The sequence below is a fragment of the Thermofilum sp. genome (assembly GCA_038741495.1).
In the GTDB taxonomy this organism is placed as follows: domain Archaea; phylum Thermoproteota; class Thermoprotei; order Thermofilales; family Thermofilaceae; genus Thermofilum.
Genome location: JAVYKX010000001.1, coordinates 279,460 through 298,155 on the forward strand (window position 1 = coordinate 279,460; position 18,696 = coordinate 298,155).

General features: G+C 54.6%; 24 protein-coding genes. 17 read left to right on the forward strand and 7 right to left on the reverse strand.

What is annotated here, in order from left to right; translation table 11 throughout:
* Window positions 1-65 precede the first annotated feature (65 nt).
* The 4 genes from QXU72_01615 (at window position 66) to QXU72_01630 (ending at window position 3,337) form a co-directional block, all read left to right on the forward strand.
* Complete coding sequence (locus QXU72_01615; protein MEM0493946.1) at window positions 66-980, forward strand: polyprenyl synthetase family protein; 915 nt, start codon at window positions 66-68, stop codon at window positions 978-980.
* Window positions 928-1,647 carry a methyltransferase domain-containing protein gene (locus tag QXU72_01620; GenBank protein MEM0493947.1) on the forward strand — a complete coding sequence of 240 codons (720 nt, stop codon included), beginning with the start codon at window positions 928-930 and terminating at the stop codon, window positions 1,645-1,647. Before QXU72_01615 ends, QXU72_01620 begins: the two co-directional genes overlap by 53 nt.
* A 60-nt stretch (window positions 1,648-1,707) precedes the next feature.
* A complete protein-coding gene (locus QXU72_01625) occupies window positions 1,708-2,055 on the forward strand; it encodes a PadR family transcriptional regulator (GenBank protein MEM0493948.1) in 348 nt (115 codons plus the stop codon).
* A 91-nt stretch (window positions 2,056-2,146) separates the two neighbouring features.
* Window positions 2,147-3,337 (forward strand): NAD(P)/FAD-dependent oxidoreductase, encoded by a 1,191-nt coding sequence (locus QXU72_01630; protein MEM0493949.1) that lies wholly within the window; start codon window positions 2,147-2,149, stop codon window positions 3,335-3,337.
* On the opposite strand, the gene QXU72_01635 is transcribed toward QXU72_01630, so the two are convergent.
* The gene (locus QXU72_01635) at window positions 3,264-4,031 is read right to left on the reverse strand and encodes a nucleotidyltransferase family protein (protein MEM0493950.1); all 768 of its coding nucleotides are present in this window, start codon (window positions 4,029-4,031) and stop codon (window positions 3,264-3,266) included. The genes QXU72_01630 and QXU72_01635 overlap by 74 nt on opposite strands.
* A gap of 128 nt (window positions 4,032-4,159) precedes the next feature.
* On the opposite strand from QXU72_01635, the gene eno reads away from it, so the two are divergent.
* The 7 genes from eno (at window position 4,160) to QXU72_01670 (ending at window position 10,499) form a co-directional block, all read left to right on the forward strand.
* Entirely contained in the window at window positions 4,160-5,470 is a 1,311-nt protein-coding gene (gene eno / locus QXU72_01640) for a phosphopyruvate hydratase (GenBank protein ID MEM0493951.1), read from the forward strand.
* Between the two features lie 41 nt (window positions 5,471-5,511).
* On the forward strand, window positions 5,512-6,312 hold the full coding sequence (locus QXU72_01645) for a phosphohydrolase (GenBank protein MEM0493952.1): 801 nt from the start codon (window positions 5,512-5,514) through the stop codon (window positions 6,310-6,312).
* A gap of 44 nt (window positions 6,313-6,356) precedes the next feature.
* Window positions 6,357-7,580 carry a DegT/DnrJ/EryC1/StrS family aminotransferase gene (locus QXU72_01650; protein ID MEM0493953.1) on the forward strand — a complete coding sequence of 408 codons (1,224 nt, stop codon included), beginning with the start codon at window positions 6,357-6,359 and terminating at the stop codon, window positions 7,578-7,580.
* Window positions 7,577-8,281: an acetate--CoA ligase family protein gene (locus QXU72_01655; protein ID MEM0493954.1), complete on the forward strand. Its 705-nt coding sequence runs from the start codon at window positions 7,577-7,579 to the stop codon at window positions 8,279-8,281. Before QXU72_01650 ends, QXU72_01655 begins: the two co-directional genes overlap by 4 nt.
* Window positions 8,282-8,469: 188 nt before the next feature.
* Window positions 8,470-9,135, forward strand: a complete 666-nt coding sequence (locus QXU72_01660; protein ID MEM0493955.1) for a hypothetical protein — start codon at window positions 8,470-8,472, stop codon at window positions 9,133-9,135.
* Window positions 9,125-9,607: a bifunctional nuclease family protein gene (locus tag QXU72_01665; GenBank protein MEM0493956.1), complete on the forward strand. Its 483-nt coding sequence runs from the start codon at window positions 9,125-9,127 to the stop codon at window positions 9,605-9,607. Before QXU72_01660 ends, QXU72_01665 begins: the two co-directional genes overlap by 11 nt.
* Window positions 9,594-10,499: a tyrosine-type recombinase/integrase gene (locus QXU72_01670; protein ID MEM0493957.1), complete on the forward strand. Its 906-nt coding sequence runs from the start codon at window positions 9,594-9,596 to the stop codon at window positions 10,497-10,499. Before QXU72_01665 ends, QXU72_01670 begins: the two co-directional genes overlap by 14 nt.
* On the opposite strand, the gene QXU72_01675 is transcribed toward QXU72_01670, so the two are convergent.
* A complete protein-coding gene (locus tag QXU72_01675) occupies window positions 10,486-10,788 on the reverse strand; it encodes a winged helix-turn-helix domain-containing protein (GenBank protein ID MEM0493958.1) in 303 nt (100 codons plus the stop codon). The genes QXU72_01670 and QXU72_01675 overlap by 14 nt on opposite strands.
* A gap of 65 nt (window positions 10,789-10,853) precedes the next feature.
* On the opposite strand from QXU72_01675, the gene metG reads away from it, so the two are divergent.
* Complete coding sequence (gene metG, locus QXU72_01680) at window positions 10,854-11,183, forward strand: methionine--tRNA ligase subunit beta (protein ID MEM0493959.1); 330 nt, start codon at window positions 10,854-10,856, stop codon at window positions 11,181-11,183.
* A 52-nt stretch (window positions 11,184-11,235) separates the two neighbouring features.
* On the opposite strand, the gene QXU72_01685 is transcribed toward metG, so the two are convergent.
* Window positions 11,236-11,487 carry a ribbon-helix-helix domain-containing protein gene (locus QXU72_01685; protein ID MEM0493960.1) on the reverse strand — a complete coding sequence of 84 codons (252 nt, stop codon included), beginning with the start codon at window positions 11,485-11,487 and terminating at the stop codon, window positions 11,236-11,238.
* Between the two features lie 126 nt (window positions 11,488-11,613).
* Between QXU72_01685 and QXU72_01690 the strand changes: the two genes are divergently transcribed.
* Window positions 11,614-12,354, forward strand: coding sequence for a 5-formyltetrahydrofolate cyclo-ligase (locus QXU72_01690; protein MEM0493961.1), 741 nt, complete (start codon window positions 11,614-11,616; stop codon window positions 12,352-12,354).
* 3 nt (window positions 12,355-12,357) lie between these two features.
* Here QXU72_01690 and QXU72_01695 read toward each other — a convergent pair whose 3' ends face one another.
* Complete coding sequence (locus tag QXU72_01695) at window positions 12,358-12,921, reverse strand: archaemetzincin family Zn-dependent metalloprotease (protein ID MEM0493962.1); 564 nt, start codon at window positions 12,919-12,921, stop codon at window positions 12,358-12,360.
* 90 nt (window positions 12,922-13,011) lie between these two features.
* Between QXU72_01695 and QXU72_01700 the strand changes: the two genes are divergently transcribed.
* Both QXU72_01700 and QXU72_01705 read left to right on the forward strand, forming a co-directional pair.
* Complete coding sequence (locus QXU72_01700) at window positions 13,012-13,398, forward strand: hypothetical protein (GenBank protein ID MEM0493963.1); 387 nt, start codon at window positions 13,012-13,014, stop codon at window positions 13,396-13,398.
* 51 nt (window positions 13,399-13,449) lie between these two features.
* Window positions 13,450-14,136 (forward strand): DUF120 domain-containing protein, encoded by a 687-nt coding sequence (locus QXU72_01705; GenBank protein ID MEM0493964.1) that lies wholly within the window; start codon window positions 13,450-13,452, stop codon window positions 14,134-14,136.
* Window positions 14,137-14,147: 11 nt separating this feature from the next.
* On the opposite strand, the gene QXU72_01710 is transcribed toward QXU72_01705, so the two are convergent.
* Genes QXU72_01710 through QXU72_01720 form a run of 3 tightly spaced genes read right to left on the reverse strand, consistent with a single transcriptional unit; the run spans window position 14,148 to window position 16,616 of the window.
* Window positions 14,148-14,531, reverse strand: coding sequence for a hypothetical protein (locus QXU72_01710; GenBank protein MEM0493965.1), 384 nt, complete (start codon window positions 14,529-14,531; stop codon window positions 14,148-14,150).
* A gap of 7 nt (window positions 14,532-14,538) precedes the next feature.
* Window positions 14,539-14,775 carry a MoaD/ThiS family protein gene (locus QXU72_01715; GenBank protein ID MEM0493966.1) on the reverse strand — a complete coding sequence of 79 codons (237 nt, stop codon included), beginning with the start codon at window positions 14,773-14,775 and terminating at the stop codon, window positions 14,539-14,541.
* Window positions 14,776-14,780: 5 nt separating this feature from the next.
* Complete coding sequence (locus QXU72_01720; GenBank protein MEM0493967.1) at window positions 14,781-16,616, reverse strand: aldehyde ferredoxin oxidoreductase family protein; 1,836 nt, start codon at window positions 16,614-16,616, stop codon at window positions 14,781-14,783.
* Window positions 16,617-16,675: 59 nt separating this feature from the next.
* On the opposite strand from QXU72_01720, the gene QXU72_01725 reads away from it, so the two are divergent.
* Both QXU72_01725 and QXU72_01730 read left to right on the forward strand, forming a co-directional pair.
* Window positions 16,676-18,232, forward strand: coding sequence for an AMP phosphorylase (locus tag QXU72_01725; protein MEM0493968.1), 1,557 nt, complete (start codon window positions 16,676-16,678; stop codon window positions 18,230-18,232).
* 42 nt (window positions 18,233-18,274) lie between these two features.
* Complete coding sequence (locus QXU72_01730; protein MEM0493969.1) at window positions 18,275-18,691, forward strand: DUF2153 family protein; 417 nt, start codon at window positions 18,275-18,277, stop codon at window positions 18,689-18,691.
* The last annotated feature ends 5 nt before the right edge of the window (window positions 18,692-18,696 follow it).

Sequence of the window (18,696 nt, forward strand, 5' to 3'; positions counted from 1 at the left end):
GGTCAGCTCTCTCGTAGGTAGCTTAAAGTTAATATTGCTTCCGTCAACAAGGAGAGGTTGGTTCAATGCTGAGCGCTAAGGCCACTCCAGAGAGTGTAGTTGAGAAGCTGAACCTGCTACGCTTAGAGCTGAAAGCGTACTTTCAAGAGCAGCTACCGCTATTGTTTCCCGAGATCCACGATGAGGTTAGCTACATGGTTGCTGGTGGCAAGTTCCTCCGCGGCGCTCTCTCACTTTTCTCGGCAGATGTTGCAGGCTGTGATAAAACCCGAGCTCTCCCGATAGCCTTGGCTGTCGAGCTGATGCATGCTTCAAGCCTCGTCTACGATGACATTTCAGACTCCACCGAGAGTAGGAGAGGCCAGCCGAGCTTCTGGAAGAAGTACGGGCTCGACGAGGCTGTTATCGTGCCTCACGCAGCTATGGCGACCGCCATATCGTTGATAGCCCGGTACGGTGGACCTGAAGCTGTTATTGCCAGCATGGGTGCCTGGAGAGAGGCCGCAGTAGGGCAACTGTGGGATTTGAGAGCAGCGAAGAAGAACATGAGAGTAGTAGCTTCTTACCGCGAAGTTGTCTCAAAGAAAACAGGAGAAGTTTTCGGCGCTGCATGCACTCTTCCGCTCTACGCTGCTGGGAAACGCAACCTAGCGGACATCTTTAAAAATTACGGCGTTACGCTCGGTGCAGCGTACCAGGTCATCGACGATATGTCTGACCTTTCACGTGGGGTAAAAGACAGCGGGAGCGCGCTCCTGCTTCTCGAAGAGTCTCAAGGAGATTACCTCCAGTATGGCTCCCGAGTGCTCCATCAGCTTATAACGGAACTGCTCCAACTCTCAGGAAGACTCCCGGCGGAGTGCGGGCTACTGGCCGCTGAGATACTGAGAACTTTCGCCGAAGAGGCCGGCGGGGAGGTTAGAGAGCATGTCTTCAGGATACTCGGAGGATTTGCGAGAAGCCCGCGGGCTCCCTATTAACATGTGGTTGAAAGTCGAGGAGACTTTGAGAGCCTTATTCAAGAGTGGTGCGTACAGGTTAGGCAACGCCGCAATGAGCATGGGGCTAGACTCCCTAGCCAGGAGACACGCTCTCTCCCTGCCCTCCGGGCTCGTCCTCGACATCGGGTGCGGCGACGGCTACTACTCGAGAGAGCTTGAGGAGAAAGGAGCCGAGGTGGTGTGCCTCGACCCCCTTGAGGATGTCCTCAAGGAGGCAAGGACAACTCACGCAGTAGTAGCTGTCGCTGAGTACCTTCCCTTCAGAGAAGGGAGCTTTGACTTCGTGCTAGCTATGTTTAGTGTGAGAGATTTTCTAGATAAGCCGAAGGGCTTGTGGGGCATGAGAAAGGTTTCTCGCAGAGGTGCTGTCGTTCTAGATATTTTCAATCCTAGGAGTGCTCTCCTGAGACTGCTGTTCTGGGCTTATGTCGCAGGCGTAGCACCCCTCCTAGGCTTCTTAGCATCCGGCGTGGCGCGTAGGTGGCGCTTACTTTACCCGACACTGAGATACATGCCTACCACCGCGGCCTTAGAGCGTGGAGGCGGTAGAACAATTCTCAGGTTGATGGGAGGGATCTTATCCGTTGTGTTTATTCCAAGTTTTTCCCGAGCTTCACCGGGCAACCGCTCCCGTCGGGTGGGTTGAATCGATGATATGTAACGGAAAATAAATTTAAGAGTTGAAGAAAGAAGTGAAGGAACTTCGATGTCTGCTGAGCAGCTCGACCGGCTGAAGAGTATAAGGGTCAACACAGTGGTGAAGCTCTACACACTCGTGCTTCTAGCGGAAGAGGAAAGGCATGGCTACGAGCTTATGAAGCTGCTAGCGGAGATGCTCGGTGCCCCTATAGGTCCATCGCAAGTATACCCTTTCCTTAACAAGCTGGAGAAGGCAGGGCTTCTCGGATCTAGAATCTCTGGGAGCAGGGAGAAGAAAGTCTACTACCTTACGCCTCAAGGCTACGAGTTCGTGAAAGAGCTGCTTGAAAAATCTCTATCTGTGCTTCACACAGCTGTGAAAATCCTCGGAAAGGAGAAGGTTTGCCTCCCATAGCCTCCTCCGGGAGCTAGACCCGCTTTCGGAGCCGTAGCTAGTACTGCTGGAGAGGGTTTTAAGAAGCTCTACACACCATGCTGTTGCCCGTATGAGGTACAAAGCAGTCGTGGTGGGGCTGGGCCCTGCCGGTGCTGCTGCTTTAAAGCGCCTTAGCGAGCTAGGTGTTCGGGCGGTCGGCTTTGACCGTAGACCCCAACCCGAGAGGCCTGCTGTTTGCGGCGAGTTTCTCCCAGAGCCTGAAGCCATAAGCTTCATTTCTAGAAAGCCGTCTGTAGCTAAAGCGTTCAGCTACGTGGCTATGGCTAGGCGGCGTAACAGCGTGTCGAGAGTGGTGCTCGAATTCGCGGGAGGGCGCGTCTACAATCTACCCATACCGGGGTTTACGATCAGCCGGGCGGAGCTCGTTGAGAAGCTTGTAGGCGAGGCAGAGCACTACACTGGAGAAGACGTTGTCAGCGTTAAAAAAGTAGGGAGCGAGTACGTAGTCAGAACCAGGAAGGGTAGAGAAGTTTCCGCCGATTACGTCATCGCGTGTGACGGCTACCCTTCAACCGTCAGGAAGCTTGTGGACCGAGAGATCCTCCTACCCGAGAACGACGTGGCCGTGGCTGCTAACGCGAAGTTTCACACCCCTGAGATGCCGAAAAACATCGTGTATATGCTTGCTTCACCCGAAACCCCCGGAGGGTACGCATGGATAATACCTTTCGAGAAGGATATCTCCAACGTAGGTGTGGGTGTGCGTCTCTCCTCTCTCCGCGAAGGCGGGGGCAGTCTCAAGAAGTTCTTCTCGCTCTTCGTTAATCTCAACGTGCATGGTTACCTCTCCAACGTGAAGCAGATCGAGGAGATGAGAGCCAGATGGGTGCCTGTCAGCGGCTTCTACGCTGAACCAGCTATGGAGAGAGTACTGTTCGCAGGTGACTCCCTGGGAGCTGTGAACCCGATTAACGGCGGCGGTATTTTTCCCGCTATGGCTCTCGGGATACTCGCAGCCGAAGCTGTCTGGCTGGAGGCTCCGGGAGCCTATAGTGAGAGAGCTTGGAGCGAGATTGGCTCGATTCTGGATATCGGGAAACAGTATCGCAAGCTTGTTGATGCTCTTTACGCGAACTGGAGCGCTGTCGTGAAGCTATCCTACCTTATCCCTACTTCTCTGATGGTGAAGATACTCAAGGGAGAGAAAACAGGTCTGTACAGGGCCCTCAGCCTTCTTGGAACAAGTAGGAGAACCAAGCATCTACGTCGTGAGGCTCCAGCTTCTCGTAAGCTTCCGTAGAGCCCAGGTCGAACCAGAAAGAGTCCGTTAAGTAGCCTCCGACTTTAAACCCTCTTTCAAGGAACCTTCTGATGAGATCGCCCATGATGTCAATGTCCTTCTTCTCCTCACTCAGCTCCTCAAGGTACTTCATCCCCTCGACTTTCACCGCAAGAATCCCGATGGTGACCGGCTTGCCGAGGGGTGGCTTCTCTACTAGTTTAACGACCTGGCTACCCTCCAGCTCCGCTACTCCTACAGCCACCCTGTAGTTCGGAGAAAGAGCCAGCGTGGCTATAAACCCTCCCTCTCTGTGAAACCTCAGAAGCTCCGTCAAGCTAATGTTTGAGAGAATATCTCCGTAGTATATGAGCAGGTTCCTCGCTCCCTCGAAGCTTCCATTTAGGTATGCGTTGAGCAGAGCCCCTCCGTTGCCGCCATACTCGGGGTTGTCCCAGACATAGCTTATATCTACACCGTACCTCTCTCCCTTGTTAAAGTAGTTCACGATTTGCTGTCCCTTGTAGCCTATGAGCATGGTGATTTTAGTGATCCCGTGGAACTTCATAAGGCGGACAATGTACTCGAGAAGCGGCTTCTGCTGTGAACCGACGGGTATCATAGCCTTCTGGAAGTAGTACGTGAGGGGTCTAAGCCTCTTCCCCTCGCCTCCGCAAAGAATAACTCCGATCGTGTCTTCCGAAGAGTGTTTCATCGGAGAGAGTATTCCTTTCATTCTTTTTATACTTTTCATCCCGTGAGGCTCGCTAATTATCAAGGATACAGGTGAATAACGGGCATTATGAAGATACCTGTTATTCGCGGTGAGCAACTCGAGCACGTATGCCGTTGAAAGCCGCTCGCGATGAGGACTTTACCATAGCGTCCGTTAAGGGAAGGTGGGTTCTGGACTCTAGAGGAAACCCCACCGTCGAAGCTGAAGTTGTCACGAGGGGAGGAGGGCTCGGAAGAGCTATTGTGCCTTCAGGAGCCTCGACGGGAAAGCATGAAGCGCTGGAGCTCCGCGATGGAGGAAGAGAGTTCCAGGGCAAGGGCGTGAGGAAAGCCGTCGAGAACATCAACTCGATCATCGCGAAAGAGATAGTCGGCATGGACGCGAGGATGCAGAGCAGCGTTGACCGGCGCATGATAGACCTTGATGGCACGAGGAACAAGTCCCACCTGGGAGCGAACGCTATTCTCGCAGTTTCTCTAGCGACCGCTCACGCCGCGGCTAACACTTACGCGATGCCACTTTACCGCTACCTTGGGGGCGTAAGCGCGCGCACGCTTCCCGTACCCCTTATGAACGTGCTTAATGGAGGGAAGCATGCCGGCAACGAGCTGAAGATTCAGGAATTCATGATCGTGCCTGTAGGGGCGGGCAGCTTCTCCGAGGCTTTGAGGATCGGCGCGGAGGTCTACTACTCCTTGAAGAAACACTTGGCCGAGAAGTACGGAGTAGGAGCAGTCAACGTGGGGGACGAGGGAGGGTTCGCTCCCCCCATGAGGGAAACGAGAGAGGCTCTCGACGCATTAATAGCAGCGATAAAGGCTGCGGGCTACGATCCGGGCACCGACGTTGCATTGGCGCTCGACGCTGCCGCTTCGAACTTCTACGATGAGAAGAGGCAGGTCTACGTAATAGACTCGCGCGAGCTCGATAAGTCCAAGTTGATGGAGTTCTACGAGAGACTCGTCGACGAGTACCCTATAATATCGATAGAGGATCCGCTACAGGAGGAGGACTTCGAAGGCTTTGCGGAACTCACGAGGTCCCTGAAGATCCAGGTCGTAGGCGACGATATATTCGTGACGAACGTCGAGCGCTTTACCAGGGGCATAGAGAAAGGCGCCGCGAACGCTCTCCTTCTCAAGGTCAACCAGATCGGAACCCTTACGGAGGCACTTGAAGCAGCCTACCTTGCCTTTAACCGTAACTACTCCGTGGTTGTTAGTCACAGGAGCGGTGAGACGGAGGACTCTACCATCTCGCACGTAGCTGTGGCGCTGAACACGGGCCAGATAAAAACCGGCGCTCCCGCTAGAGGCGAGAGGACAGCCAAGTACAACGAGCTTCTGAGGATTGAAGAAGAGCTCGGAACCTGGGCGAGGTACCCGGGTATCCGGGCCTTCCCGCATTACCGGCGATAGCGTCATCCTTTTTAAAACCTCTTTTTCCTTTTCAACCCTCCATGACAGCTGAGAGCGTGGTCGTGAGTAAAGATCTTCTCAAGCACTGGGTTGAGCGCGACAGCTTCGTAGCTTCGCTCGTCAAGGCGATCGAAGAGGACGAGGAGGTCAGAGAACTCCTCTACATGAGCAACGTAAACGCTGTGCTGAGGCTGGGCTACAACGACCACGGACCCGTTCACGCCAAAATTGTAGCTGGAACGGCGCTAGAGCTAATGCGCCTTCTCGCTCTGAGAGGGGCATCGTTTTCATCTCTACAGCACGATACTGCGGCAAACCTTGACGATGTAAAGCTAATTCTCGTCGCCTCCAGCTACCTTCACGATATAGGTAACGCTGTTCACCGCGACTTTCACGAGTTGATAGGAGCGATCCTCGCCAAAGATATTGTAGATAGGGTGATCGATAGAGTCAGGCCGGGGATCGGTGCGAGGAAGATTAGGCTGCGCCAGGAGGTTCTTTCAGCAATCTACAGCACTGCTATGGAAGCGAAGCCCCTCACGGTGGAGGCGAGCATTGTTCGGCTTGCTGACGGGCTGGACATGTCTGAGGGTAGAGCGAGGCTTCCCTACAAGCTTGGGAAGCATGATATGCATTCACTATCCGCTCTCAGCATCAGGAAGGTGGAGCTGCGGCCGGGTGCGGAGACGCCGATCGAGGTTCTCGTGTACATGAGCGACATGGCGGGCTTCTTCCAGGTGGAGAGAGTGCTAATGCCCAAGATTGAGGGTGGTAAGCTCAAAGGGCTAGTTAAAGTGTTCGTGTTTAGCGAGCGGGACGGGAGGTCGATCACTCTAGCGTGAGAACGGCAGCAATAATAAGACTGGGCAGCCCGTGTATCGGGTTGATGTCAAGCTTGCCAGCGATAGAGGGGGGAAGACCCCAGAGACCCTACTTTAAGGAGTATTTTCCCACGTTCACTCAGGAGGAGAAAGAGCTCGTGCTGAAGGTTTTGGAGAGCGGGAGGCTCTCCTCGACTGCGGGAAGCATCACTAGGAAATTCGAGGAGGAGTTTAGCAAGTACATCAAGGTTAGGTATTCGCTAGCGGTGTCTAACGGGACGGCCGCTCTGCACACTGCTGTAGCGAGCCTAGGGATAGGAGCCGGTGACGAGGTGATCACCACGCCTTTTAGCTTCGTTGCCTCGGCTACTGCGATTCTCCACAATAACGCGGTACCAGTTTTCGCGGATATAGACCTAGAGACGCTTAACATAGATCCCGAGACCATCGAGGATAGGATAACTCCTAGAACAAGAGCGATTCTCGCAGTTCACATCGCCGGGCACCCTGCCGAGATGGACGAGATCATGAAAATAGCTCGGGAGCACGGCCTCGCGGTGATAGAAGACTGCGCGCAGGCTATAGGTAGCGAGTATAGAGGAAGGAAGGTTGGAGGCATTGGCGATGTGGGCGGCTTCAGCTTCTACCAGTCGAAGAACATCACTACCGGCGAGGGCGGGATGGTTACTACCAATAGCGAAGAAATCTACAGGAAAGCTAGGCTCTTCGTAAATCACGGCCAGGAGGATAGGTACTACCATGTTCTTCTCGGGTGGAACTACCGGATTACAGAGCTTCAAGCGGCCGTTGGTCTGGCTCAGCTCGCGAAGATCGACGAGCTGAATGCTCAAAGAGAGAGAATAGCCAGGATCTACACGGAGGAGCTGGAGAGCCTAGACGGTGATCTGGTCCAGCTACCTAAGGCGCGAAGCCACGTGAAGCACACTTGGCACATCTACCAGGTGCTTTTAAAGCTCGAGAAGTTGAGGGTGAGTCGAGACCGTATTGTGGAGGCTCTGAGGGCGGAGAACGTCCTGGCTCTAGTAGCCTACCCTCGCGTGATATACGAGAACCCGCTGTTCCTGCAGCTAGTGGGATACGGGAGGGGCTGTCCCTGGGCATGCCCCTTCCGGGGCGCTGGAGTTTCCTACAAGAAGGGTATGTCGCCGCGCGCCGAGCTGGCTGCGAGAAGCGTTGTAACATTGCCGACTCTAGCGGGGATGAGTGAGGAGGACGCGCTCGATACAGCAGCTGCATTTAAGAAGGTGCTATTCTACTACAAGGTGTGAAAGAGGCGAGAATTCCCGATATTCTCGCAAGAGCCGTGAGAGAGGGAAGAAGCTTCCTCTCCCTCTCTGAATCGCTTGAAGTGCTCAGAGCCTACGATCTCCCCGTAGCCAACTATGCTGTGATCAGAAGCTTGGACGACATCTCCGCGGCAGGGAAGGTAGGGTACCCCCTTGTCCTCAAGCTCGATTCACCAGACATAGTTCACAAGACCGAGTTCGGCGGGGTTAAAGTGGGCATCCAGTCCCCCGAAGAGCTGAGGAAGAGCATGGAGGACATGCTTTCACGTGTGCGTAGTGCCAGTCCGAATGTCCGCTTAACGGGCTTCGTCGTCCAGGAGCTTGTCCGAAATGCTCACGAGGTTATCATTGGCGGATTGAACGACGCACAGTTCGGCCCGCTGATAGTTTTCGGGCTGGGAGGAATCTTCGTCGAGATATTGAAAGATGTGGTCTTCGACCTCGCACCCGTCAGCGTAGAGGAGGCTCTAGAGATGATAAAGAAGATTAAAGGGTACAGGCTTCTCGAGGGCTACAGGGGTCTCGAGAAGGCAAACTTCGAGCTCCTAGCCGAAACGATTAGCAAGGCATCTTTCATGTTCAGCGAGCTATCGCCCTATGTCGATGAAATGGACCTCAACCCCACTTTCGTGAGCAGCTCATGGGTAAAGATCGTGGACGCGCGTTTCAAACTCAGGACGTAAAGCGAGCTGGAAAAGTTTTTGAGGTTTTAAGGGAAGATCGCCAGGGGATGATGTCACGACGGTCTCTCGAGTTGGTGAGGAGTCTTCTCGCGGCTGACCCGTCTCTTCTCGCGGCTGTACTTTCTCCTTCCCTGAGACGCAAAAGGCTTTAAGGGGAGGAGCGCCTCTGGTTTAGGCGAAGTGAGTTAATGTCGCGCGAAATCGGGAAGGAAACATTTCTCAAGGCTGTGCTCCGCAGGTATCTTCTCAGACAGTTCCCCGACCTGACTTCTCAAGAGCTCGATTTCATGGTCGGGGTAGCACTAGAGGACCTCCTGAACTACGTTGCCTTCTCAGGTAACTACATCTATGAAGCTAGCTACAGAGAGAGGGCTGTTGAGCAGCTTGCCGGGCTCGCCGAGAGCGACCCGATCGGCTTCGACAGGCTGGTCACAGAGCACATGGAGGTTTGGAGCATCAAGTGGAACCAACGTGTCAAACTTGTACTGGGTAAGGATGCCCAGGATTCCCGCGGCAGCGAGAATTTAGAGAGAAAGGTAGGGCAGCTCATACCCCTCCTCAAGGATCTCTACAGCTGGCTGCAGCGCTTCGCCGTAGGATCGCTTATCAGCAACGGAGAAGTCTGCTTTACGAATCTGATCGCCGAGACTGTTGTGAAGGAAGTTCTCTACAAGCTGGTTTCCTCGATGTCTATCCAGGAGGCGGCGAAGTTCGTTGCAGAAAACCCAGCTTTCCTCATAAGCGAGATCGTTCAAAGGGCTCGCGGCGCTGCCCGCTATAGAGGGAACCTCGTTATCGTCCGCGTGAACCCGAGCTTCTTTGAAGAGAACAGGGGTGAGGTCATTGAGTGGTAGGAGCGATGCTGGAAGTGAGTACCTCAAGGCGGAGGTCGTAAACGTCTACCCGGTCATTACTAGTGGGGGAGGCTCAGCTTATGTAATGCTTCTAGAGGCTGCGGAGTGGAAGGGGAGGGTTCTACCCATATTTATTGGAGTCAGCGAGGGTCTGGCTATTCAGAGCGTCCTGCTGGGTATTAGGTACGAGAGGCCTATGACTCATGACCTTCTCGTTAACATTCTCGAAGCGCTCGGCGTATCGGTCGAGAAGGTGACGATCGACGCTTTGCTGGGCAACTCGGTGTACACGGCGACGCTCTTTCTCATCCGCGAGGTCGGAGGGAGGACCGAGCGGATACAGATCGACGCCCGCCCCAGCGATAGCGTCGCGATAGCCCTTAGGACGGGCGCACCCATCTACGTTGCGAAACACTTAGAAGTAAACACGAGAAAGCCTGAAGAGCTAGGGCTAGGCTATGAAGAGCGGTGAAGGCACTTACGAACTGCTTGGGAGTAAGACGAACTCGGAGCTTCTGGAGCTGTACATATCCCACCTGGTGGCAAGGAACAGATCCAGTAAAACGATCAAGAGCTTCCGAAGCATACTCAAAATGTTCCTTGAATTTCTGGGCAGCAAGCACGTACGCGAAGTAACTGTTTACGACATAGATCTATTCCTCGCGAAGCTCCGCGAGATGGGGTGGGGGCCTAGTAGCCTCTACACTGCCGCCGTGGCGGTAAAGCGCTACCTGGAGTTTCTCGGCCTGGGAGACCAGATAGCGGGTTTCGAGCTTCCGCGGAGGGAAAAGAGGCTGCCGCGCTACCTGGAACCCGATGAGGTTGCGAGGATGGCAGCTTCGTGCAGTAATCTGAGAGACAGGCTGATTCTTCTACTCCTGTACACTACGGGGCTGCGCGTGAGCGAGCTGGTATCGCTAAAGCGAGATGACATAGATCTCGAAAGGCGTGCAATCAGAGTGAGGGGTAAAGGTGGGAAAGAGAGGATAGTGTTCTTTCCTGAGAGCTTAGCGAGCATTCTTGGGAACTATCTTTCATCCCTCGGAGACGGGAGCGAGTACGTATTCCCCTCGTCATCAGGGCACATCCACTACACCACCGTTGAGCGCATCGTTCGCAGAGCAGCTGAGGCTGCCGGTATCAAGAAGAAGGTTTCCCCTCATGTTCTCAGGCACTCTTTCGCTACTCATAGCCTAGCTATGGGGCTCGATATCAGGGAGATACAGGAGCTGCTCGGTCACTCGAGCTTGAGCACGACGCAAGTCTACGCGCACATCTCTAAAGAGAGGTTGAAACGCGACTACGACCGTGTGTGGAGTAAGGCTGTCCCGCTAGAGGGCACGGGCCGCGTTACTCTGGAGTAAATACTCTCATTCTTGGTTTGAGCTCTTCCTCCAACTGCCTCAGCAGCGCTGCTAAGCGGGCTCCGCGCGGAGTTAGCTTGATGAACCTGTTGGCCGGGCTCCCGCTTCTTCTCTCCTCGACTAAACCTGCGCTTAAGAGCTTGTCCACGTTCCGGTATATCGCGGTGGTAGAGAGACCTGTTATTTCCCTCAGCTTGCTAATCATCTTTTCCCCATCGTACAGCGCGAGAAGGATGAGATCCGCTTCAGTGAATATTAGTTTTTTCTCGATTTCAGATACGTTCTCCAAATCGACCCCCACAGGGGCTAGCTCTTCTGCGATAAAAATTATAGCGCTGACCCCCTTCACGCGGTGTGACTACAGTCAAGCTCGATGTTTTCAAGCAACTAGATATTAGAGTCGCTAGGGTGATCAGCGCGGAGAGAATTAAGAGAAGCGATAAACTTCTTCTGCTGAAAGTAGACATAGGAGGTGGTGAGGTTAGGCAGATTGTCGCGGGGCTCGCCCCCCACTACTCGCCCGAGCAGCTTGTGGGCAGAGAGGTTATCGTCTTGGTCAACCTTGAGCCAAAGACTCTCATGGGGTACATCTCTCAGGGTATGCTCCTCGCTGCCGTAGAAGATGATAAGCCTGTGCTGATAGTGCCTGAAAGCGAAGTGAAGGTTGGGGCTAAAATTACCTAATGCAGCCAGATTCGAGCAGAGAAAAGGGATTAAAGAGAGGAAAAAGGTATGTTTACCTGATTCCGAGCATTAAGCTCCTGTTAAACTTTTGCGTGTCAAGGTCCCTGTAGCTAGCGAGCAGCTTCCTTATAGCTTCTCTAATAGCGTCGCTTCGATTCTGGAAATAACCTCTCTCGATCAGCTCGTCGAGAACCTCGAGCAAGCCGACGGGAAGCTTTACGCTGATTACACGGGTAACTGCCGTGTAATCCTCGCGGCGTGTTACGTACTCACTTCCACGTTTCTGCCGTGGTGATGACATCATTCCCTCTATTTCCGAGGAGAGTAATTAAGGTGAATCAATACGCCATGGAGACTGTTGTAGGACATTTGAAAATAGGGGCTCCGGGAAACGTTATAACTCCCTGGTAGGGAGTATCCCGGATTAACCATGCACTCTAGTGCCGCTGCGAACTACGAGAAGATAAAGAGCGAGCTGAGAAAACAGGCATGGGCGAGGCTGGAGTCTTACGAGGTTGTTGTAGGGCCGAGACCCTGCTACGGTAAGGTTCCGGGCTTTCTCGGCGGGATAAGCGCTGCCGGGAAGATCGCTAAGACGAGCTTCTTCAAGCAGGCAAGAGCAGTATACTTCACATCTGACGGGGCCAGCAGGCCTCTTAGAGAGGAAGCCCTTCGGAGGGGTAAAACGATAGTGCTCTCGCAACCCCTGCTGAAAGGCTACGTGGTCGTCCACGGGTCGGAAGTTAGCGCGAGAGAAGCGCGCATGCTATCAACGCTGAGAGGTGCACTCCAGATGGGTGAGAAGCTGACTCTGCTGGAAGGGATAAAGGTGGATATGGTCGTTATCGGCAGCGTTGCTGTCGACAAAAGCGGTGGAAGGTTGGGTAGGGGAGATGGGCTCTACGACCTCGAGTACGCGCTCCTAAGGGAGATGCGTGCAGCAGAGGAGAAGACCCCGGTTGTGACCCTTGTGCATGACGTTCAGGTTCTCGACGCAGAGATACCGATGCTACCTCACGATGTACCTGTGGATATTATCGCCACCCCTTCATCTCTCCTCATGATCACTGCCCGGAAGTACCCTAAGCCGAGTGGTGTAATCTGGGATCTTCTCCCCATTCAAAAGATAAAGAGTAGCCGTGTTCTCAGCATGCTTTTCGGCTTATCCTAGCGGCTAAACGCGGAGTAAACCGGGGGCTGCGAGACTCAGTTCTCTCACGCACCTACTACAGAAGAACGCACTCTTCCTGTCGACATCCACTACAGAGTTGCTGAATCTCATCACGCAATTGTTGGGGCAGTGCTGCAACCCGAAGCTGTGGCCTAGCTCGTGAAGAGCCTCCTTAAGCAACCGAGCCCGAAACAGCGCATCGCTGGGCGTCTCGTGGTAAAGCTCTGGGCGCAGCCTCTCGGTGAACACTACGCCGCCCCAGCCCTCAGCAGCTATGCCGAAGACGAAGTTCAACCCCTCCACGTAACCATCCCCATTAATCACCACTAGGACTCTCTGGTAGGGCAGTACTCCGAACTTTGAGTGCAACGCGTGTAAAAGCTCGTCAGCACGGATCTGTCCTCTATCCTCGTCAAGGTGTTCGAGAATCAAGCCCATCGGCAGGGAGCCTGCCGCTATCACCTTGATGTTTAGTAGGCGCGTTAGGCTCTGCGTGAGAAAGTCCACGTATTGCTTCTCAAGCTGAACAGAGTACAGTACCAGGCTGTAGCTACTGCCAGCCGCCACGGTAGTAACACCACCGTAATCTCCCAGTTTTCCACGGCTAGAATAAAGTGTTGCTTTATCACCTCCGCTCCACCGCTTCCGCTTACGGGTATGAACTGGAGGGATGCTGTCGACACAGCTGTAATTCACGCTGAAAGGAGCACTTACCTGCTGCTCACCCTCTCGGTTATACTCATCCCTATTTACGGTGTAACGGGCGAGCCGCAGTTTCTACTTCTCCCCTCGCAGCTTACCGCTTCCGCATTCGTAGGGTTGCTCGCCTACAGCTACCTTAAGAGGTTCTTCGAAGAGCAGCAACCAGGTAGGCGGGCTTTTGCAGCGATCATCCCATCATACTCGGCCTTGCTGGGGGTCTTCGTTCCACTCCTCAACAGCACACCAGCCTCACTAGTTATGATCTCCACCGTGCTGGGAGTTATCCTGAGCCTCAAACTGTACTCTGCCGTGAGGGAGTACGAGGTAATTATGAAGGTTTGAGGAGGCGGTGAACTAACTGATATATTAGGGCTTCATGGAATTACGCCCAATATGACCCCCAACCCCGATAACGAAGTACTCCCTCTCCTTCTAGAGCTCGCCCGCAGGGGATGTCTCTACGCGCCGAGAAGGATCAGCAAGGTCGAGGTAGCTAAGATTCTAGGCATGAGTCCATGGAAGCTGAACAAACTTCTCCAGTTCGCAGAGGAGGATGGCTATGTGGAGAAGAAGAGGATTGGGAGAACGTTCTCGTACCAGCTAACTCCACGAGCGGTAATATTGCTACACCGCGTTCACAGGCTTCTTTCATCGGTTCTCAGAGGTCAGCCTTTCGCCAGGCTGAGGGGCTTCGCCGTAGCGGGCTTAGGCGAGGGGGCTTACTATATGAGCATCCCCAGGTATGTGGAAGCGTTTAAGGAGGTGTTGGGGTACCAACCGTACGCGGGAACACTCAACGTAAAGCTCGATGAGGAGAGCGTTAAGGTTAGGAGGGATTTAAGATCCCAAGGTGTAGGCTGCAGGATAGAGGGTTTCACTTTAGATGACCGAGAATTCTGTGGGGTAACTGTGTACAGAGCGGTGATCACGGGCAACGGTATCAGTGTGTCGGGCGCTGCTCTAGACATAGATAAGACCAAGCACGGCGACGATATCCTCGAGCTGATCGCACCTGTAAAGCTAAGAGACGTTCTCAAGCTGCGCGATGGAGACCCGGTAGAGGTTCTAATCCTGGAGTGATCAGGGAACCTTTACTGCAGCATGTACCTTATAGTGCACTCGCCCGCGCCCCTAACCTCGTGGCTTGCGAGAGCTACACGCCTGGAGGTTGCTTTTCTCACGTAAGCGGCAATGTAGAACGGTAAGGGGCACACTTCCTCTAGACTGCACTCAGCCCCGCACTTCACGTCGACGCGCAGCCCCCCCTCCTCTATAGCTGCTCTGCAGTCGGCACAAAGCTCTCGCACCGCGTTGCTTACCGCTTCTGCCACGTCGCTACCTCGCGCCTCTACTTTCTCCATGACGTACAGCTCAGTAGCGATAGCTATCTGCCCACGCGTGAGGGAAAGCCTCCCGTAGAGTACTTTAAGAACTTGTGGAAGCAGGTTCTCGGCAACTTTGCATCCACCGCCCATTCGCTTATCATCCTCCCCCGACGTGAGGCAAGACCTTAACAGTATCGCCCGCTTTCACGAGAGCCTCCAGCGTGGAAGGGGTGTCGTTCACCAGGATTATCAGGGAGCTCTCGCCGAGCTTGATTACTCTCTCGGCTATCAGTTCGCGCACGCGCACCGAGGCCCCGTCTCTAACGCTAACTACGTTTTCTCGAGTGCCGGCTAAGTCGGAGAGGTAGCCGTAGTACACTACCTTAACGCTCATGGCGATTACGGTGTCAGCCGGATGTACTTTTCAAGATCACTCTTCACGTCCGCTAAGCCCAGAGCTTCCAGTGTGGAGGCGCGCGGAACACCCCTGAAGTCCCAGCCCCTCATGCTGTAGTAGTAGCCGAGAAGCTCATCATACTTTACCGGGTCTAGCCGGGCGCCCCTCAGCGGGCCTGCTGTAAGCGGTTTCTTGAACCACTTTGCAGGTGGGTGGTCTAAAACTCTAGACCACTCCCGCCCCTCAGCAGTATACTCCCTGACCCAGAAGGCTCTGATCAGGTTATAGATCCTGTCAGCAACTTGGAAGTGGTCGGATAGGCTCCAGCTTAAGCCTGTGACCGCATTGAAAATTCTCATATACCAGTCGAGCTCTAGTCCGACTTCGACCCAGGGCAGCCTGCAGGCCACAAGGGTCTCGAATATTCCTCCCCTGATCCTCTGAAGCTCGATTATGCGCGCGGCTTTTCCTCGGCTGTACTCGAACCGGCCGTGGGCAACCTCCCAGGAAATGATCCATGCATCCTTGTGGTGAGCACCAATGGGGCTTACACCGTAAGACAGTGCCATGCCGGGGGCAGCATGGCAGTCGTAAGCGGAGATGCTTAACCCCTTTACGTGCATCGCGTACTCGGACCCCCCGAGCTTGGAGGAAGCTTCGAGAAGGCCTCGAGCAAGAACATCGCCGACTCCGCTTCTCTCCACAATATCGCGTGCAAGCGCGAGAATCTGGTCGAAATCACCCCACTCAATCCGCTCACCCAGCAGACCGTTCTGCGAAGCCTCCACAGCGTAGCTGAGCACCGCTCCTAAGTTAATGGTGTCTACACCCCACATGTCTGCAAGCCTGTTCAGCCTCGCTACTTTCGCGAGGTCCCCTATGCCCAGGTTCGAGCCCAGCATCGCCACGTTCTCGTAGTCCAGCTCGGACACCTCTCCCTCGTCGTCGAGGACGTAGTTTCCGCACGCCATGTTGCAGTTGGGGCAACCCCTCTGCCCTTTCTTCACCTTCTCCATCGCGTAGCCGTCGATCGAGCCGCTTTCCTCGAACACCCCCTCGCTGAAGTTAAACGTTGGGAGAACGCTATTCTCCTGAGACCACTGAATCGTCATCATTGTTCCCTGCCTCATCCAGAAACCGTACTGAGGTCTCCGCTTAATCTCCCTGTAGGAGTCTGCTGCCAAGCGTCTCAATGCTCCTTCATCAGCTACCTCTACTCCCTCCCTACCATTGAACACCACAGCTTTCAAGTTCTTGCTACCCATCACTGCGCCTACTCCCACTCTTCCGCCGCTACGCCCCTCCTGCGAGATCACTGTGGCGTAAGCAACTAGCCTCTCACCCGCTGGACCTATAACGAGGGCTCCCGCTGCTTTACCGTGTTTCTCAAGCAGCTTTCTCTCAGCGGAAAACGCGTCGAGACCCCACAAGTCCTCTGCGCTAAGTACCTCGGCTTTCCCGTCCTCAACGTACAGGTAGACAGGCTTCTCCGCTCTACCTTTAACTACGACAGCATCAAATCCCGCGCGCCTCATCCCGACTGCTGCACGTGTACCGATGTTCCCGTCCCCGTAGCCGTGCGTGAGAGGGCTCTTCGTCGCTACTACAAGCTTACCGGTGCTGGGGCCGGGCAGCCCTGTCAGTGGTCCTGCTGCGAAAACCAGAAGGTTCTGGGGTGAGAGCGGGTCTGTCCCTGCTGGTACGTGGTCCCACAAAATCCTTGCGGCGAAACCTCTCCCCCCTACATACCTGCGCGCGAAATCCCCAGAGTACTCCTGAATCTGGATCTTCCGGGAAGAAAGGTCAATCCAGAGAATCCTACCTGTCCATCCCTTCATCGCGTGGTTTACGCCTCAATGAGTTATTAGCTTTTTGATAGAAATGCTTATAAACCCACATGGAGTTACTACCCCCCTCCATGAAGCTGAGAGTTGTCCTGATACCCTACGAGCTCCCCCAGAGCCTGGCAGTAGTGAGCCCGGACACCGCTGCGCGCCTCGAGCTGAGAGCCAACGATAGGGCTAAGATCTCGTGGAATGGTAGGACGGTGACCGCTTTCGTGGCTGTAGCCCCCGGCTTTCCCGAGGGGGCTGTAGGCTTATACGTGAACGTGGCTAGAGCTCTGGGCGCCGAGGAGGGTTCTGAAGTTCACGTCGAGGCCTGCGAGCCTCCCGTTTCAGCTAAGGCGATCAGGAGAAAGCTTGCCGGAGCTAGGCTCGCACCAGAGGAGATTCACCAGCTAGTCCGCGACATCGTCGAAGGGAGGTTGAGCGAAGTGGAGCTTACAGCGCTCGTGACTTCGCTTCACTTTACTGGCATGTCCCTGGAGGAGGCCAAGGCGTTCACGGTGGCGATGGTTGAAACCGGCACTAGGCTTGTGCTGAACCGGAAGCCTGTCCTGGATAAGCACAGCTTGGGCGGTGTACCAGGGGATAAGACGAGCCTACTTATAGTTCCGATAATCGCCTCGCTGGGATACACTATACCTAAGACCTCCTCGAGGGCGATCACCTCGCCGGCAGGCACTGCCGACAGAATGGAGGTGCTCGCACCTGTCAACTTATCTTTGGAGGAGATGAAGCGAGTGGTGGAGAAGGCTAATGGCTGTATCGTCTGGGGAGGGAACCTGAACCTCGCTCCTGCCGATGACATCATCATTCGAGTAGAGTACCCTCTCGGCATAGACCCCTTCTTCGTCCCCTCTATTCTGGCGAAGAAGCTGGCAGTCGGCTCTACTCACATGGTTCTAGACATCCCGACCGGCAGGGGGACGAAAGCGCCCACGCTTGAGGATGCTACGAGGGTCTCTCGCGACTTTCTCGAGCTCGGGAGCGCGCTAGGGCTCTCAATAGAGGCTGTCGCCACGTACGCGGAGGAGCCTATCGGTTACGCTGTGGGGCCCGCGCTAGAGGCGCGCGAGGCTTTAGAGGCTCTCTCAACGCTAAAGCCCGGGGACTTGGTCGAGAAGGCTGCCGCGATAGCGGGGATTCTCCTCGAGATGGTGGGCGTCGAGCAGGGATACGAGGCAGCGCTCCGGGCACTATCTTCGAGAAAGGCTGAGATGAAGCTCAGGGAGATAATCGAGCTTCAGGGCGGTGATCCGGGGGTGAAGCCTTCCGACGTGCCTGTCGGCGATAAAACACTCACTATTTACTCGGAGGACGAGGGGCTGGTACAGTACGTCGATAATGCCGCTATCGCGCTGCTAGGCAAGCTTGCTGGCGCGCCGTCCGACAAGGGGGCCGGAGTCCTGCTTCATGTGAAGATAGGGCAGCATGTGAGGAAAGGTGACCCGCTGATGACTATCTATTCCTCGAGCTCGGCCAGGATCCAGGCCGTAGAGAAGTCGATCGCTGACGGCTTCCCGGTCTTCAGGGTCAGCCGCACGGTAGGTAGGAGAATGCTGCTGGAGAGGTATCCCTCAGCGCCCCAGCGGATCGGGCTCGAGAGATAGCTAACTATTTTAGGTACCGGCCAGTAGCCGCTTGTGGCTGAGATGGTGTCCGAGGATTTTGTGAAGATATTCGCTGCAAACCTCACGAACTGGATAGAAGCGCAGAAGAACTTCCTCAACTCCGCTACCCTCATGGAGAAGCAGCTTGAGAAGGCGGACCGACTGGAGCTGGTGCTCGCAACTAGAGCTGCTTTCGCCCACATAGTGAAGACTGTTGAGGCTTTTGACAAGTGGCTTCAAGACCCCTTCATCGTGGGACACATGCCGAGGGAGATGCTGATAGAGATACAGAAAAGCGTGTGGGAGACTTTGAAGAAGCTGCTCGAGCTAGACATTAAGCACACGTCAGAGTTCCGGGACTTGATACTGAGGCTTGCTGAGAGAGGGCAGCTGCACCCCCTCCTCTTCATGCCTCGAGAGAAAGCGGGAAGAGAGGATAGATTCTACATAAGCTACTGAGCGCT

Excerpts from the sequence above, each read along its gene's own strand:
- QXU72_01720 (MEM0493967.1), bottom strand. The coding sequence starts at position 16,616 with ATGAAGGGATGGACAGGTAGGATTCTCTGGATTGACCTTTCTTCCCGG.
- QXU72_01690 (MEM0493961.1), top strand. The coding sequence starts at position 11,614 with ATGCACTCTAGTGCCGCTGCGAACTACGAGAAGATAAAGAGCGAGCTG.
- QXU72_01715 (MEM0493966.1), bottom strand. The coding sequence starts at position 14,775 with ATGAGCGTTAAGGTAGTGTACTACGGCTACCTCTCCGACTTAGCCGGC.
- QXU72_01625 (MEM0493948.1), top strand. The coding sequence starts at position 1,708 with ATGTCTGCTGAGCAGCTCGACCGGCTGAAGAGTATAAGGGTCAACACA.
- QXU72_01725 (MEM0493968.1), top strand. The coding sequence starts at position 16,676 with ATGGAGTTACTACCCCCCTCCATGAAGCTGAGAGTTGTCCTGATACCC.
- QXU72_01620 (MEM0493947.1), top strand. The coding sequence starts at position 928 with ATGTCTTCAGGATACTCGGAGGATTTGCGAGAAGCCCGCGGGCTCCCT.
- QXU72_01630 (MEM0493949.1), top strand. The coding sequence starts at position 2,147 with ATGAGGTACAAAGCAGTCGTGGTGGGGCTGGGCCCTGCCGGTGCTGCT.
- QXU72_01650 (MEM0493953.1), top strand. The coding sequence starts at position 6,357 with ATGTCAAGCTTGCCAGCGATAGAGGGGGGAAGACCCCAGAGACCCTAC.
- QXU72_01645 (MEM0493952.1), top strand. The coding sequence starts at position 5,512 with ATGACAGCTGAGAGCGTGGTCGTGAGTAAAGATCTTCTCAAGCACTGG.
- QXU72_01710 (MEM0493965.1), bottom strand. The coding sequence starts at position 14,531 with ATGGGCGGTGGATGCAAAGTTGCCGAGAACCTGCTTCCACAAGTTCTT.
- QXU72_01615 (MEM0493946.1), top strand. The coding sequence starts at position 66 with ATGCTGAGCGCTAAGGCCACTCCAGAGAGTGTAGTTGAGAAGCTGAAC.
- QXU72_01635 (MEM0493950.1), bottom strand. The coding sequence starts at position 4,031 with ATGAAACACTCTTCGGAAGACACGATCGGAGTTATTCTTTGCGGAGGC.
- QXU72_01700 (MEM0493963.1), top strand. The coding sequence starts at position 13,012 with ATGAACTGGAGGGATGCTGTCGACACAGCTGTAATTCACGCTGAAAGG.
- QXU72_01670 (MEM0493957.1), top strand. The coding sequence starts at position 9,594 with ATGAAGAGCGGTGAAGGCACTTACGAACTGCTTGGGAGTAAGACGAAC.
- eno (MEM0493951.1), top strand. The coding sequence starts at position 4,160 with ATGCCGTTGAAAGCCGCTCGCGATGAGGACTTTACCATAGCGTCCGTT.
- QXU72_01730 (MEM0493969.1), top strand. The coding sequence starts at position 18,275 with ATGGTGTCCGAGGATTTTGTGAAGATATTCGCTGCAAACCTCACGAAC.
- QXU72_01705 (MEM0493964.1), top strand. The coding sequence starts at position 13,450 with ATGACCCCCAACCCCGATAACGAAGTACTCCCTCTCCTTCTAGAGCTC.
- QXU72_01660 (MEM0493955.1), top strand. The coding sequence starts at position 8,470 with ATGTCGCGCGAAATCGGGAAGGAAACATTTCTCAAGGCTGTGCTCCGC.
- QXU72_01685 (MEM0493960.1), bottom strand. The coding sequence starts at position 11,487 with ATGATGTCATCACCACGGCAGAAACGTGGAAGTGAGTACGTAACACGC.